The 12,521-nt window shown below is 69.6% G+C and carries 15 protein-coding genes and 1 tRNA gene; 6 read left to right on the forward strand and 10 right to left on the reverse strand.

The features are described 5' to 3' along the window. Nucleotide 1 precedes the first annotated feature (1 nt). Nucleotides 2-856: a GAF domain-containing protein gene (locus QHF83_RS13770; protein ID WP_282418271.1), complete on the reverse strand. Its 855-nt coding sequence runs from the start codon at nucleotides 854-856 to the stop codon at nucleotides 2-4. Between the two features lie 84 nt (nucleotides 857-940). Then, on the reverse strand, nucleotides 941-2,038 hold the full coding sequence (gene fni / locus QHF83_RS13775) for a type 2 isopentenyl-diphosphate Delta-isomerase (RefSeq protein WP_282418272.1): 1,098 nt from the start codon (nucleotides 2,036-2,038) through the stop codon (nucleotides 941-943). A 103-nt stretch (nucleotides 2,039-2,141) separates the two neighbouring features. On the opposite strand from fni, the gene QHF83_RS13780 reads away from it, so the two are divergent. Together QHF83_RS13780 and argH are read left to right on the forward strand one after the other, a co-directional pair. Next, nucleotides 2,142-3,104 carry a hypothetical protein gene (locus tag QHF83_RS13780; RefSeq protein ID WP_282418273.1) on the forward strand — a complete coding sequence of 321 codons (963 nt, stop codon included), beginning with the start codon at nucleotides 2,142-2,144 and terminating at the stop codon, nucleotides 3,102-3,104. Then, the gene (gene argH, locus QHF83_RS13785; protein ID WP_282418274.1) at nucleotides 3,101-4,399 is read left to right on the forward strand and encodes an argininosuccinate lyase; all 1,299 of its coding nucleotides are present in this window, start codon (nucleotides 3,101-3,103) and stop codon (nucleotides 4,397-4,399) included. The genes QHF83_RS13780 and argH overlap by 4 nt, the downstream gene beginning before the upstream one ends. Here the strand turns inward: argH and rpiA are convergent. The 7 genes from rpiA to QHF83_RS13820 form a co-directional block, all read right to left on the reverse strand. Beyond that, nucleotides 4,383-5,075 (reverse strand): ribose-5-phosphate isomerase RpiA, encoded by a 693-nt coding sequence (rpiA, locus tag QHF83_RS13790; RefSeq protein WP_282418275.1) that lies wholly within the window; start codon nucleotides 5,073-5,075, stop codon nucleotides 4,383-4,385. The two genes, argH and rpiA, sit on opposite strands and share 17 nt — an antisense overlap. Then, a complete protein-coding gene (locus QHF83_RS13795; RefSeq protein ID WP_282418276.1) occupies nucleotides 5,072-5,746 on the reverse strand; it encodes a phospholipase D family protein in 675 nt (224 codons plus the stop codon). The genes rpiA and QHF83_RS13795 overlap by 4 nt, the downstream gene beginning before the upstream one ends. Beyond that, entirely contained in the window at nucleotides 5,743-6,168 is a 426-nt protein-coding gene (locus tag QHF83_RS13800) for a thioesterase family protein (RefSeq protein WP_282418277.1), read from the reverse strand. The genes QHF83_RS13795 and QHF83_RS13800 overlap by 4 nt, the downstream gene beginning before the upstream one ends. Before the next feature lie 4 nt (nucleotides 6,169-6,172). Continuing rightward, nucleotides 6,173-6,748 carry a DUF3501 family protein gene (locus QHF83_RS13805; RefSeq protein WP_282418278.1) on the reverse strand — a complete coding sequence of 192 codons (576 nt, stop codon included), beginning with the start codon at nucleotides 6,746-6,748 and terminating at the stop codon, nucleotides 6,173-6,175. Nucleotides 6,749-6,768: 20 nt separating this feature from the next. Next, on the reverse strand, nucleotides 6,769-8,148 hold the full coding sequence (locus QHF83_RS13810; RefSeq protein WP_282418279.1) for a heterodisulfide reductase-related iron-sulfur binding cluster: 1,380 nt from the start codon (nucleotides 8,146-8,148) through the stop codon (nucleotides 6,769-6,771). Nucleotides 8,149-8,263: 115 nt separating this feature from the next. After that, the gene (locus QHF83_RS13815) at nucleotides 8,264-8,686 is read right to left on the reverse strand and encodes a rubrerythrin family protein (RefSeq protein ID WP_281317276.1); all 423 of its coding nucleotides are present in this window, start codon (nucleotides 8,684-8,686) and stop codon (nucleotides 8,264-8,266) included. Between the two features lie 56 nt (nucleotides 8,687-8,742). Beyond that, entirely contained in the window at nucleotides 8,743-9,243 is a 501-nt protein-coding gene (locus tag QHF83_RS13820; protein WP_282418280.1) for a Fur family transcriptional regulator, read from the reverse strand. A 346-nt stretch (nucleotides 9,244-9,589) separates the two neighbouring features. Here QHF83_RS13820 and rpsU point away from each other — a divergent pair, with 346 nt between their 5' ends. From rpsU to QHF83_RS13835, 3 genes are all read left to right on the forward strand, one after another. After that, entirely contained in the window at nucleotides 9,590-9,814 is a 225-nt protein-coding gene (gene rpsU, locus QHF83_RS13825) for a 30S ribosomal protein S21 (RefSeq protein WP_136928365.1), read from the forward strand. 116 nt (nucleotides 9,815-9,930) lie between these two features. Next, nucleotides 9,931-10,998 (forward strand): glycosyltransferase family 4 protein, encoded by a 1,068-nt coding sequence (locus QHF83_RS13830; RefSeq protein WP_282418281.1) that lies wholly within the window; start codon nucleotides 9,931-9,933, stop codon nucleotides 10,996-10,998. A gap of 117 nt (nucleotides 10,999-11,115) precedes the next feature. Continuing rightward, a tRNA-Pro gene (locus tag QHF83_RS13835) sits at nucleotides 11,116-11,190 on the forward strand. Nucleotides 11,191-11,352: 162 nt separating this feature from the next. On the opposite strand, the gene QHF83_RS13840 is transcribed toward QHF83_RS13835, so the two are convergent. Then, on the reverse strand, nucleotides 11,353-11,835 hold the full coding sequence (locus QHF83_RS13840; protein ID WP_282418282.1) for a hypothetical protein: 483 nt from the start codon (nucleotides 11,833-11,835) through the stop codon (nucleotides 11,353-11,355). A 155-nt stretch (nucleotides 11,836-11,990) separates the two neighbouring features. Here QHF83_RS13840 and QHF83_RS13845 point away from each other — a divergent pair, with 155 nt between their 5' ends. Then, on the forward strand, nucleotides 11,991-12,479 hold the full coding sequence (locus QHF83_RS13845) for a GAF domain-containing protein (protein ID WP_282418283.1): 489 nt from the start codon (nucleotides 11,991-11,993) through the stop codon (nucleotides 12,477-12,479). The last annotated feature ends 42 nt before the right edge of the window (nucleotides 12,480-12,521 follow it).

Genomic DNA, 12,521 nt, shown 5'->3' on the forward strand with positions numbered 1-12,521 from the left:
ATCAGTCCTCCAGGTCGAGGAACGCCTGTACGGAAGGCACCTTGCGACCTGCATCGGTAAACAGCCGCGCGCTGACGAGCGCGAGGGCGGCCTGCGCGCCCAGGAGCCGGAACAGCTCACCGTCCTGGTCGTCGAAGGCCGTCTTTTGGGAAAGCGTCCCGAAGATGGCGATGACGCCGATGGGCTGGCCATCGATGAGCAGCGGGACCACCGCCGCGGGGCGCTCGACCGTACCCTTCGAGACGTCGTTTTCGGCGTCGTAGTACAGCTTGCCGGTGGAGAAAGCACGCCCGATCGGGCCGTCGTCCACCGGTAGGGTCGCGATGTCGGCGAAGCTCTGGCCCTCGGTCGCCACCGCCACGAGCTCCTTCTTGTCGTCCGAGGCGATGTAGACACCGAACCGAGCCGCGCCGAGCAGCTGCGCCAGGAGCTCCTTGATGTTGCGGAGCACGTGGCGAACGTTCGTCGAGGAGTGGAGCTGCGAGGTCGCGACGTAGAGGTTCGCGAGGCTCGCGAGCTCCGACTCCACTTCTTGATGGCGCGAGGTGTAGCGATCACTCACCGCCTCCATCGCCACCGAGCGCTGGAGCAGCGCGTTCTTCTCGCTCTCGAGCGCCTCGATCTTCCGCACGAGATCCCGGATCGCCGTGTCGCTGGCGATGTGCGAGCGGAGCCTCCCGTTCTCGTTCTCGAGCTCCGAGAGGCGCTCGCGGAGACGCTCGTTCTCCTTCAGGACCTCTTCGGTCAGCTGAGCGCCTTTGCGGAAGAACTGCTGGATGAACAAATCCCGCTCCCTTTTCAGGTCTTCCGGAGGCTGTTCGCTGGGCGCTTTGGATCGCCCTTCGTTGTCGCTCATCGTCTCCCTGGGATCTCCAGCGACCCGGACGGTAGCACGCCCGGCTCGCCGGCAGGAAGGCCCCTTAAGATGGGCGGGCCAAGCTCATTTCTTCCGGCCGCCGGCCGCGAGGGCCGCCCAACGCTCGAGATCCGGGGAAAGAAGGGTCGGTACTCGCCGAAGGGCTCGTACGTCCCGTGCGCCCACCAAAAGCATGACGGCGCGAAGCTCGGACTCTACCTGGTCGAGGAAGGCGAGCGCACCATCCCGGCCCCCCGAAAGAAGCGCTTGCAGAACGGGACGCGCGATCCCAGCCGCATGCGCGCCGAGGGCGATCGCCTTCGCCACGTCGACGCCGCTCGTGACGCCGCCGGTCGCGATGATGCTCTTGAACCGCGGCCGCACCTCGCGCGTGAACAGCACCGAGGCCGCCGTCGGCACACCCCAGTCACGCAGCTTCACGCCGAGCGATCGCTCCTGTCCCGCGGCGCGCGCCGTCTCCACCGCGACCCAGCTCGTGCCGCCCGCACCCGACACGTCCACGTGCCGCACGCCCGCCTTCGCGAGCTTCTTCGCGGTGCGCGGCCCGATCCCGCAGCCCGTCTCCTTCGCGACGACCGGCACCGGCAGCTCGGCGACGAGCCGTTCGAGAGCCCCGACCACGCCCTCGAAATCCCGATCCCCGCCGGGCTGCACGATCTCCTGCGCCGGGTTCAGGTGCACGCAGAGCGCGTCGGCGCCCACGGCCTCGACGAGCTCCGTGACCTTCGCGGTCTCGAGGCTCTTGGCCTGCACGCCGCCGATGTTGCCGAGCACGAGCGTCGTCGGCGCCACGTCCCGCACCATGTACGTCTCGCGCGGCTCGCCCTTCAGGATCGCGCGCTGGCTGCCGAGGCCGAAGCCATAGCCGCGCTCCTCCGCGATCCGCGCGAGCTCCCGGTTGATGCCGCGCGCGCGCTCCGTGCCGCCCGTCATCGCCGCGATCACGAGCGGCACGCGGAGCTTCTTGCCGAGCAGCTCGATCGACGTGTCGATGTCGTCGATCACGAGCTCGGGCAGCGCGTCGTGCACGAGCTCGACGCCCTCGAACAGCGTCGTCTTCGCGCGGAAACCCACGTCACCCGTGGCACAGAGGTCGATGTGGTCGGCCTTGCGCGAGGAGATCGACGAGGCCTGAGCCGGGAGTGTATGCAGTTCGGTCATTCGATCCGTCCGCCCCCTCCATGAGGCTTGGCGGTCCACGAATCAAGGGAAAGAATCCCCGACACTTTTCGACGCGAAGCCGCTCACGCACTAGACTGATCGCATGGATCTACCCGCCGAACCGAGAGTCCGCTGGATCCTCCATCGCGCCGCGGCCCTGCTCGAGCAAGGCGCCGAGCCCGTGCGCGGCCTCGTGCTCCCCACCGCCGACTATTTTCCCGATCCCTTCGACGGAACGCCGAACGCGGTGGCGAAGCTCCTCGAGCGCGTGCAAGCGCTCGCGGGCCTCTCGGATCTCACGGTCGAGCTCACGCTGGTCACGCCCGAAGGCGAGGCGATGAGCACGGGCTGCGGCAGCGGCGCCTGTGGCTCCGGCGGCAAGATCGAGGCGCGCCTCGATCGCGTGGGTCGTCGCCCCGATGGCTCGTACGTCGTCGCGGTGGGCACGGGCGAGGTGCGTGATCCGGTGGTCCTCACGACGGCCCTCGTCCGCTCCGTGGCCTGCATGTTCATGACCGAGGCCGACGCGTACGACGGGCTCTCCGCGGCCGAGCGCGAGCCCGTCACGGATCTCGCGGGCGTGCTGCTCGGCTTCGGCGTCCTCCTCGCGAACGGATCACACGTCGTGGTGAAGGGCTGCGGCGGCGCGAAGATCCACTCCGCGACGCGCCTCACCACGAACGAGCTCACGCTCGCGCTCGCGATGTTCTGCAAGCTCTTCGGCACGGACGGCCGGATCGCCACGCGCCACCTCGACGCCGTGCCGCGCGAGCGCTTCGCGGAGTCCGAGACCTGGGCCCGCGCGAACGCGGCCGTCGTGCGCAGGCTGCGCGAGGATCCGGAGGGGATCCAAAGCGACGCGTTCGTCCTCGATCAAGCCGAGGGATGGATGTCACGCCTCTTCGGCTTCGGCCGCAGCAAGCGCGCGCCCACGGCCGAGGAGACGCTCTCCGAACTCGAACGATCGATGCGCGCGTCGGCGCCGAAGAAGACCGTCGATCCCGAGCGCGCCAAGAAGCTCGCCGAGCTCCGCGCGCTCGTGGACGAGACCCTGGAAGGACAATGAGCGGACGACTCTGGGACAAGGGCGGCGCCACCGACGCCGCCATGCTCCGTTACACCTCCCGCGACGACTGGAAGCTCGATCAACGCCTGCTCGCCTACGACCTCGTGGCCACGCGCGCACACGTGCGCGGGCTCCGTCGCATCGGCGTCCTCTCGGAAGGCGAGCTCGACGCCATGGAGCGCGCGCTCGCCGAGCTCATCCGCAAGAACGACGCGGGCGAGCTCGTGCTCACCGAGGCCGATGAGGACGGCCACACGGCAATCGAGGCCGCGCTCGTCTCGATGCTCGGCGACACCGGCAAGAAGGTGCACACGGGCCGCAGCCGCAACGATCAGGTCCTCGTGGCGATGCGCCTCTACGAGCGCGACGCGATGGACGAGCTCGAAGCGCTCGTGCTCGCCGCGGCCTCGGCCCTCGTCGCGCTCGCGCGTCGCGAGGAGAAAACACCGCTCCCCGGCTACACACACCTCCAGCGCGCCGTGCCGAGCTCGGTGGGCCTCTGGGCTGGCTCCTTCGCCGAAGGCCTCCTCGACGCGGTCATCATCGTCCGCGCCGCGCGCGCGCTCACCGATCGCTCCCCGCTCGGCGCCGCCGCCGGCTACGGCGTGAACCTCCCGCTCGATCGCGAGGGCGTGGCGCGCGAGCTTGGTTTCTCCGACGTCGCCTGGAACCCGCTCGGCTCGCAGACCTCGCGTGGCATCGTCGAGGCCACGCTCCTCGCCGCCGCATGGCAGGTCATGGCCATCGTCCGCAGGCTCGCTTGGGACCTCTCCCTCTTCACGACGAGCGAGTTCGGCTTCGTGCGCCTCCCCGACGCGTTCACCACGGGCTCGTCGATCATGCCGCAGAAGCGCAACCCCGACGTCGTCGAGCTCATGCGCGCCGCCTGCTCGATCGTGCAGGGCGCGCTCGTCGAGGTACAGACCCTCGTCGCGCTCCCGTCCGGATATCACCGCGATCTACAGCTCACGAAATCGCCCGTGCTGCGTGGCCTCGACGAGACGCTCGCCACGGTCCGCCTCCTGCCGCGCCTCGTCGAGGGCCTTCGTTTTGACCACGAACGAATGCTCGCCGCGATCACGCCAGAGTGCTTCGCCACCGACCGAGCCGTCGAGCTCGCCGCCTCCGGCGTCCCCTTCCGCGAGGCCTATCGCCGCGTCGCCGACGAGATCAAAGGGCTCGCTCAGGGAGACGCGCCGGCGAGCCTCGCCGCGCGCGTCTCACCGGGCGCCCCTGGCGATCTGCGCCTCGATCTCCTCGAAGCGCGCCTCAAGTCGCTCACCGCATCTCGGTAACCGCGTCCGCGCCGCCCACCAGCACCACGTCCGCCAGGCCGACGAACAGGCCCGTATCGACGACGCCCGGGATGCGCCGCACCTCGGCGTGCGTCCGCTCCGGGTCGTCGAGCGGCTCGAAACGCGTGTCGAGAATCCAGTTCATGTTGTCCGACACGAAGGGGAACCCGTCCGCCTTCTTGCGCACGACGGGCTCACCCCCGAGATCTTTCAGGTGCCGCGACGCCGTGGCCACCGCGAATGGCACCACCTCGATCGGGATCGCCGTCCTCGATCCGAGCTTGTTCACGAGCTTCTCCGGCGTCACCAGAATCACGAGCCGCTCGGCCTCGTACGCGACCACGCGCTCGCGCAGGAGCGCGCCGCCGAGGCCCTTCGTGAGCGCGAGCTCCGGCGTCACCTCGTCCGCGCCGTCGAACGCCACGTCGATCCCGTGGATCTCGTCGAGCCCGACACACTCGATCTGCAGCCTCTTCGCGAGCTCCTCCGAGCGCTTCGAGGTCGGCACGCCCCGCACCCGGAGCCCTCGGCGCACCCGCTCGCTCAGGCGCTCGATGAACGCCTCCGCCGCGCGGCCCGTACCGAGGCCGAGCGTCATGCCATCCGCCACGTGCGTGAGCGCTGCCTGCGCCACCCGATCGAGCGCCGCCGGATCCGGCCCCTGAGACATCGTCATGCCCCGCCCTTGCTCGATCGCGGCCGCCGCGGCAACCGCGAACGACCTTTTTCCGCGGCCGTCTTCGCCGGCGACTTCGCGCTCGGCTTCACGCCGCCTCCCGCACCGTCGAGCGGCGCCGGGCAAACGTCGCGCACCCTGCAGCCTTTGCACTCTCTCCCGGACCAGATCCGATCGAACGCCTCCTGCATCTCGTCGAGCAGCACGTCGTCGTCCGTCAGGATCCCCGCCTCGAAATTGCGCCGCCCCTCGCCCTTCGCGCCGAGCCCCGCGCCCGTCAGGTTCGCCGATCCGAGGTACAGCGCCGCGCCGTCGACCGCGATCATCTTGAGGTGCACGCGCGGACAGCGGCGCATCGCGAGCCCACCCGCGGCGAGCTCCCCGTGCCGCGCGAGCTCCTCGCGAAACGCGCGTGACGGCACGCCCGCGTGAAGCAGCCTGAGCTCCACCCCGCTCTGCGCGAGGCCCTGCAAGACGGAAAGCAGCGACACGTATCGACCGCGCGCGCGCGCCCTCGATCCCACGGGCGCCTCCACGCGGAGCTCCTTCACGTTCGCCGTCGCGATCCACACGCTCACGCGCGCCGACGCGAGCACGCGCTGCACGAGCACGTCGTAATGCGCGCGGTCTCGGAGCAGGCGCAGCTCGACGCGCCGGCCGCCCAGGCTCAAGGCGACGTGGCCTCGACCGAGAGATGCGCGGCGAGGATCGACCGCACGTCGTCCGGCATCGGGCACGACGCCATCACGTCGAGGTTCGTCGTGACGATCGTGTGCTCCACCAACGCCACGAGCACGGCCCCCTCCTCGCGCAGCATCCGGTACCTGAGCGTCGCGCTCCGATTCCCGAGGTGCGCCGTGCTCGTCTCGATCCGCAGCGCCTCGCCGTACCGCGCCGGCGCGCTGAACGACATGTTCACCTTCACCGCCGGCAAACCCACGCGCCGCTTCACGATGAGGTGCGGGTATCCCCCGTCGAGCCCCGCGAAGAAGTGCTCCATCGCCTCGTGCGCGAAGCCGAGGTAGTGCCCGAAGAAGACGATGCCCGCGGCGTCGACCTCCTCGAACTTGATCGGCCGCACGAAGGCGATCATGGCTTCAAGCGAGATCCTCGGCGAGCTTCGTGATCGACGCGGGCCCGAACTCGGCCCGCGCCACGTACCGCGGGTGATCCACGCACACCGCGACCTTCGCCGTCTTCGCGCGGATCGCCGCGACCGCCTCCTCGGAGAGCTTCACCTTGAAGTAGTGCACCGCCGTCGTCCGGTCCGGCATCACGCCCTTCGGATCACTCTTCGCGGGCGCGCGCACCCCGTCGACTTCCACGCTCACGCAGCCTTCGAGGCCCTGGAGCTCGATCAGCATGCGGTCGCGGACCACGGCGTCCGGGATCTCCACGAACAAGGTCAGGCTGAGCTCGCCCGGGCCCGGGATCAGATCGTTGTACGTCTCGATCTCGTGCGCGATCGCGCTCTCGCTCGTGATGCGCTCGGTGCGCAGCATCTCCTGGATCTGCAGGAGCACCGAGTCTCGGTTCTCGAACACCCCCGACATCTGCTCGCCGAGCTTCACCCGGCGCGGCCGTTTCTCCTCGATGACACGCGCCCGGAACCTCGCCCGGATCTGCTCGTAGTCGCCGAGGGGCAGGATCTCGCTCCGATCGATCGGTCGCATCGCTCTCTTCTCCTCCAGGATCAGGCTCGTTCGGCCTTCGTCGTGGGTTCGGCGCCCTCGGCCGACAAGAGCCCGTAGGCGCGCGCGAGCGCCTCGATCGGGTGGAGAACGTGCTTGCCCGTCTCCTTCACCACGCGCAGCCCCGCCAGCGTGCAGTCACTCACGACCATGTCCGGCTCCATGTCCGACACGCCGCGCACGAGCTTCTGCGCGTAGCGGCGCCCCGTCTCGTAGTTCGCCGCCTTCATGCCCCACGTCCCGTCGACGGCCGAGCACTGCTCGATCACGCGCACGTCCGTGTCGGGCACGACGCCGAGCACGCGCGCGCCGGGAAAACCGACCTTCTGCGCGCGCAGGTGGCAGGCCGCGTGATAGGCGACCTTGCCGAGCTTCTCCGGGAACTCGCGCACGAGCTTCTTCTCGCGGCCGAGCTTCACCAGAAACTCCATGAGGTCGATCGTCGCCGCCGCGACCTCCTTCGCCTCGGGCGTCGGCAAGTACTCCGCCCACTCCTTCTTCATCGTGTAGCCGCACGTCGGCCCCGGCACGACGATCGATCGGCCCGCGCGCACGTGCGGCAGGAGCAGCTCCACGTTGTGCCGGATCTTCTCGGTCGCGGCCTTCACGTCGCCGCCATCGAGGTTCGGCATCCCGCAGCACGTTAGCATCGCGCCGCGATCTTCCCCCGCGCCGGGGTAGCGCACGCGCACGCCGTTGTGCTCGAGCACGCGCACCGTCGCGTGCGCCACGTTCGGCACGTTGTACTCGCCGTAGCAGGTCGCGAAGAGCACGACCTCGCCGTTCTTCCCCGCGCTCTCGGCCGGCTCGTGATCCGCGAACCACTCGCCGAACGTCACCTTTGCCATCGGCGGCAGCGGGAACTCCGCCGAGATGCCCGTCACCTTCTCCTGCACCTTCCGCACGAGGCTCGACGCGAGGACGAAGTTCGAGATCGGCGCCATCACGCCCCCGCCCACGGCGCCGATCGCCTGCGGCTCGCCGAGGATCTTGTCGACGAACGTGATGCCGTCGCGCGCGGCGCGGTTCGCTCGCTCGCGGGCCATGAGCCGCGGGAAGTCGAGCATCTCCGACGAGCTCTCGTCGGGCGTGTACGGGCACTTGATATAACAGAGCTTGCACTGCCAGCAGGCGTCGCTGACGGCCTTGATGTCCGCGTCGTCGATGAGCTCCGCGCCCTCGGCGCGGCCCGACTCGATCGCCTTGTCGACCCGGTTGAACAGCTCCGGGAACGAGCCGCAGTAGCCCACGCACATGCGGCACTCGTGGCAGATCTGGAACGCGCGGCGGAGCTCCTCCTCGAGATCGCGCGCGTCGTAGTAGCGCGGATCGTGCGGGCTCGTCGCCGGCGGGGCCTTGGGCTTGCGGGGGATGACGCTCACGGCTTGCTCTCGTCTCCGGTTCGTCCGGGCAAAGGGGAGGACGCGCCTTGGGACGCGGCAGGCGCGCGGGAGAGCAGCGGCTGCCGCTCACCCGCGCGCCGCGCGGCGCGCTCGATCAGAAGTCGAGCGAATCGAGGGCCTTCGCGAAGCGGCCCGCGTGCGACTTCTCGGCCTTCGCGAGCGTCTCGAACCACTCGGCGATGTCGTCGAAGCCCTCCTCGCGGGCCGTGCGCGCCATGCCGGGGTACATCGTCTCGTACTCGTGCGTCTCGCCGGCGACGGAGGCCTTGAGGTTCTTCTCCGTGTTGCCGATCGGCAGGCCCGTGGCGGGATCGCCGACCTGCTTCAGGTAGTCGAGGTGGCCGTGCGCGTGGCCCGTCTCGCCGTCGGCCGTGTCCTTGAAGAGGCCCGCGATCTCGGGGCGCCCCTCCACGTCCGCGACCTTGGCGAAGTAGAGATAGCGGCGGTTCGCCTGCGACTCGCCGGCAAACGCGTCCTTCAGGTTCTGGTGGGTCTTGGTTCCTGCGAGGTTCGCCATGGGTGATCTCGTCTCCTTCGTACTTCGGAACGATGGGGAGGAACTGCGAGGTGAAACTAGCGTGGTTTGCCCGCGCGCGTACGGAAAGCCGTGGGCACGTCTGCGGCGCAGGCCTCGCACAGCCCGCGGTAGATGCGCTCCACGGCGCGCAGGGAGAACCCCGGCGCGGCCGCGTTCACGCAGGGCGCGAACTCCGTGATCGGCTCGCCGTTCGCGCACGAGGGCACGTCGCGCACGAGCCCGCAGCGATCACACACCGCGTGGTTGTGCGGCGTCATGTTCGCGTCGAAGCGCGCCGCGCCCGGTGACAGGCTCAAGGACACGCAGAGCCCTGCCGCGGCGAGCGCGTCGAGCGTGTTGTACACGGTCGCGAAGCTCATCGTCGGCATCCCGGGGCGGAGCCGTTCGAAGAGCTCCTGGGCCGTCGGGTGCGTCGGGTCGCCCGCGAGCTCGCGCGCGATGGCAAGCCGTTGCGGCGTCAGCTTGAGGCCGGAGGCCCGGACGCGCGCCAGCATCTCGGCGTAACGTGCTTCGGCCTCGGGGCACGCGTTCGGCACGTCCGGTGGATACTTAGAAAATTTCTCAGCTGCAAGAACTCCTGAGTTGAGGAAAATCCCTACACTTCTCTGCGTCAGCGGCCCCCCTAGGAGCGACAGGGGGACGCGAAAAACCGTGGAGAAGCTCACGTTTTTACCTGGCCCACGATCCACCGGTCTCTCGAACACGCGTGGACGGCCTTGCCAGACAAAAAACCGACTGACATACTGTCGCCCCCTCGCGAACCGGGTTCACGTATACGTGTACCTGCGCGCTGCGGGGAAACCGGAAAACGAGGACGACAACGCCCCGCGCGGCCCGGGGGAACAGGGCCCGCACGATGGAAACGAGAGGACGCGTTCAGAGATGCCTACCGACGCCATTCAGTGCAAACCGCTCGAGGTCGCCGTGGGCGACAAGGGAATCGAGCGCGCGATCAAGCACCTCAAGCGGAAGATGGCCGCGGAGGGCATCCTTCGTGAGCTCAAGAGGCGCCGGCACTACATGAAGCCCTCGGTCAAGCGCCGCAAGAAGGCGTCCGAGGCTGCCCGCCGCCGCCGCAAGCGGTCCAAGATGGACGTGATGCAATAGCCCGGCGGCGCGTCCGCGCGCCTCCTGGTAACCCGGTGCGCCTCCGCGCGCCTCGGGCCATCGACGATGACGCCGGCCGCTCTGCGAAGTCCGGCGTTTCGTCGTTTTGTTCGACCTTGAAGCTGCTCGTCGTCACCACCTCCTATCCCAAAAGCGACGCCGATCCCTCGGGGCACTTCGTCCGCGCCGAGGCACGCGCGCTCGCGCGGCAAGGCCACGAGGTGCACGTCGTCGCGCCCGGAGGATCGCCGTTCGACGAACCCGCGCGCGATCCCGCGGCGCCCTCGCTCCACGTGCATCCGGCGGGCGGAGGCGCGCTCTTCGGATGGCCGGGCGCGATCGATCGCGCCCGCCGCGCGCCCGCGCGCCTGCTTCATGCGCTCCCCTTCGCCGTCGCCGCGCGCGCGCGTGCCTCCGCGATCGGTCACGTCGATCGCGCCATCGCGCACTGGATCGTCCCCTCGGCCGTTCCCCTCCTCCTCGGTTTTCCCGCGCCGCTCGAGGTCGTCGGCCACGGCGCCGACGTGCGCCTCCTCTGCGCGATGCCCGCCGCCGCGCGCATCCTCGTCATGCGATCGCTTCTCGATCGCGACGCCTCCTTCCGCTTCGCCGCGGCGTCCTCTCTCGACGCCCTCTCTCGCGCCTTGCCCGCGCCGCTCGCTGCGCGCCTCGAACGCGCCTCTCGCGTCGAGCCCGTCCTCCTCGATCTTCCCGACGTCACGACGCGCGCCCGCATGCTCCGCGCCTCGCTCGTGAAGGACCCATCCGCGGACAAACTCGTCGTCGCCGCGGGCCGCCTCGTCCCTTCGAAGCGCGTCGACCTCGCGATCGAAGCCGCGGCCTCGGCGTCGATGTCGATCGTCGTCGTGGGAGATGGCCCTCTGCGCGCCGAGCTCGAAGCTCTCGCGCGTGCTCGTCGCGCCGATGCGCGGTTCGTCGGCCTCGTGCCGCGGGACGAAGCCCTCGCGTGGATCGCCGCGGCCGACGTCCTCCTGCATGCCTCCGCGGCAGAGGCTGCGCCCACCGTCGTACGCGAGGCGCGCGCGCTCGGCGTGCCCGTCGTCGCGTGCGCCGCCGGGGACGTCGCCGCGTGGGCTCGCCATGACCCTGGCCTCGTCGTCGTCGCGCCCGACATCCGGGCCCTTTCGGCCGCGCTCCGGGCCGCCGCGGCTGCGCGTTCGTAGGGTGCCATCCCGAGTTCGGAACGGACGTACAAAGCGACGAACGTGGCTCTTGCAATCCTCGACAGTTCGACTAGGGTGCCGCCTCGCGCTGCGGGGCAAACACCACGCAGAGCGGCTCGGGGCGTAGCGCAGCCTGGTTAGCGCACTTGACTGGGGGTCAAGGGGTCGGTGGTTCAAATCCACTCGCCCCGACAAGGTCCGGAGGATGAAAGTCCTCCGGACCTTTCGGTTTTTTGTGCTTCGGCGTCGAACGAGACGCGGACGAAGGCCGTTCGCGCCTCGGCGCGTCGTGCCTTCAGGGTCCGTTTGTCGAGGGGATGGGAAAAACCGCGCGGCCGCTCGTGCCGCGCGCGCTCACTTGAAGCCGATGCGGAAGTTGACCGGGCCGCAGTCGGGCGCGTCCTCCATCGACAGCGTCGCCTCGTGCCGGCCGGGGTCGCCCGTCAGCGTCAGGCTGCCGCCCGTGCTGCGGTCGCCCTTGTCGCCGATGCCGATCGGCAGGTCGAGGGCCGCGCCCGCGCCGGCCCAGGTCAGGCGCAGCGTCGCCGTCGTCTGCTGATCGACGGGGCTCAGGTTCTCGCCCTTGAACTCGACGACCAGACGCTCGGCGTTGGCGATATCCGAACGGAACGTCGCCTTGGCGCCGCAGTCCATGCGGAAGCGGTGCGTCTCTCCGCGCTTGATCGATAGCGCCGCCGAGGGCGGAGGCTGGAACGCGTCACCCTTCTTCGGCGGCGGGATCTTCACGACGATGCAGCCCGTGGACGCCGCGGCGAGGACACCGAGCGTCGCGATACGCGCGGCCCCGGAAAGAATCGCGGAAACCTTCTTCGACATGACAAGCGCCTCCATGGAGCCCGCCGGCCCCCTCCGCGCCCGTGCGGGTACGGATCGGCGGCTACCATTTCGCGTATAAACGACGTCGCACGGAAGATCCACACTTTCACGCGGTCCGTGGCGCGCCTCGCGCTTCGTAGTATCGTGCGCGTCCCATGGCCGAATCCACCCCCGATCTCCGCGACCTGCCCAAGGACCGCGCTTACGACGAATTGGACCGCACGCTCGAAGCCGTCCTCGCCGGCATCGAAGATCCCATCGCGGCCATGGCCACGATGAGCGCGCTCCTGCATCACGGCTTCGGCCATCTCTGGACCGGCTTCTACCGCGTCGTCGCCCCCGACCTCCTCCGCGTCGGTCCTTATCAAGGCACGCTCGGCTGCCTCGAAATCCCCTTCGGCAAGGGCGTCTGCGGCGCCGCGGCAAAGGAGCGTCGAACGGTCGTCGTCCCCGATGTCCACGCCTTCCCCGGCCACATCACCTGCGACGCCCGCTCCCGCTCCGAAATCGTCGTCCCCGTCCTCGATGCCTCGGGCGCGCTCCTCGCCGTGCTCGACATCGACTCCGACCGCCCCGCCGCCTTCGACGACGAGGACCGGCGCCGCCTCGAAGCGATCGTCGGCTGGTTCGCCCGCACGCCCTGAAGGCGCATCTTCCCTCTTCGCAGCCCTTCCCTTACACTCGGC

The sequence above is a fragment of the Polyangium sp. 15x6 genome, assembly GCF_029960785.1.
In the GTDB taxonomy this organism is placed as follows: Bacteria; Myxococcota_A; Polyangia; order Polyangiales; family Polyangiaceae; genus Polyangium.

What these genes read in the sequence shown, in the direction of transcription:
- QHF83_RS13770 (WP_282418271.1), bottom strand. Translation starts at nt 856, where the DNA reads ATGAGCGACAACGAAGGGCGATCCAAAGCGCCCAGCGAACAGCCTCCG.
- fni (WP_282418272.1), bottom strand. Translation starts at nt 2,038, where the DNA reads ATGACCGAACTGCATACACTCCCGGCTCAGGCCTCGTCGATCTCCTCG.
- QHF83_RS13780 (WP_282418273.1), top strand. Translation starts at nt 2,142, where the DNA reads ATGGATCTACCCGCCGAACCGAGAGTCCGCTGGATCCTCCATCGCGCC.
- argH (WP_282418274.1), top strand. Translation starts at nt 3,101, where the DNA reads ATGAGCGGACGACTCTGGGACAAGGGCGGCGCCACCGACGCCGCCATG.
- rpiA (WP_282418275.1), bottom strand. Translation starts at nt 5,075, where the DNA reads ATGACGATGTCTCAGGGGCCGGATCCGGCGGCGCTCGATCGGGTGGCG.
- QHF83_RS13800 (WP_282418277.1), bottom strand. Translation starts at nt 6,168, where the DNA reads ATGATCGCCTTCGTGCGGCCGATCAAGTTCGAGGAGGTCGACGCCGCG.
- QHF83_RS13805 (WP_282418278.1), bottom strand. Translation starts at nt 6,748, where the DNA reads ATGCGACCGATCGATCGGAGCGAGATCCTGCCCCTCGGCGACTACGAG.
- QHF83_RS13815 (WP_281317276.1), bottom strand. Translation starts at nt 8,686, where the DNA reads ATGGCGAACCTCGCAGGAACCAAGACCCACCAGAACCTGAAGGACGCG.
- rpsU (WP_136928365.1), top strand. Translation starts at nt 9,590, where the DNA reads ATGCCTACCGACGCCATTCAGTGCAAACCGCTCGAGGTCGCCGTGGGC.
- QHF83_RS13840 (WP_282418282.1), bottom strand. Translation starts at nt 11,835, where the DNA reads ATGTCGAAGAAGGTTTCCGCGATTCTTTCCGGGGCCGCGCGTATCGCG.
- QHF83_RS13845 (WP_282418283.1), top strand. Translation starts at nt 11,991, where the DNA reads ATGGCCGAATCCACCCCCGATCTCCGCGACCTGCCCAAGGACCGCGCT.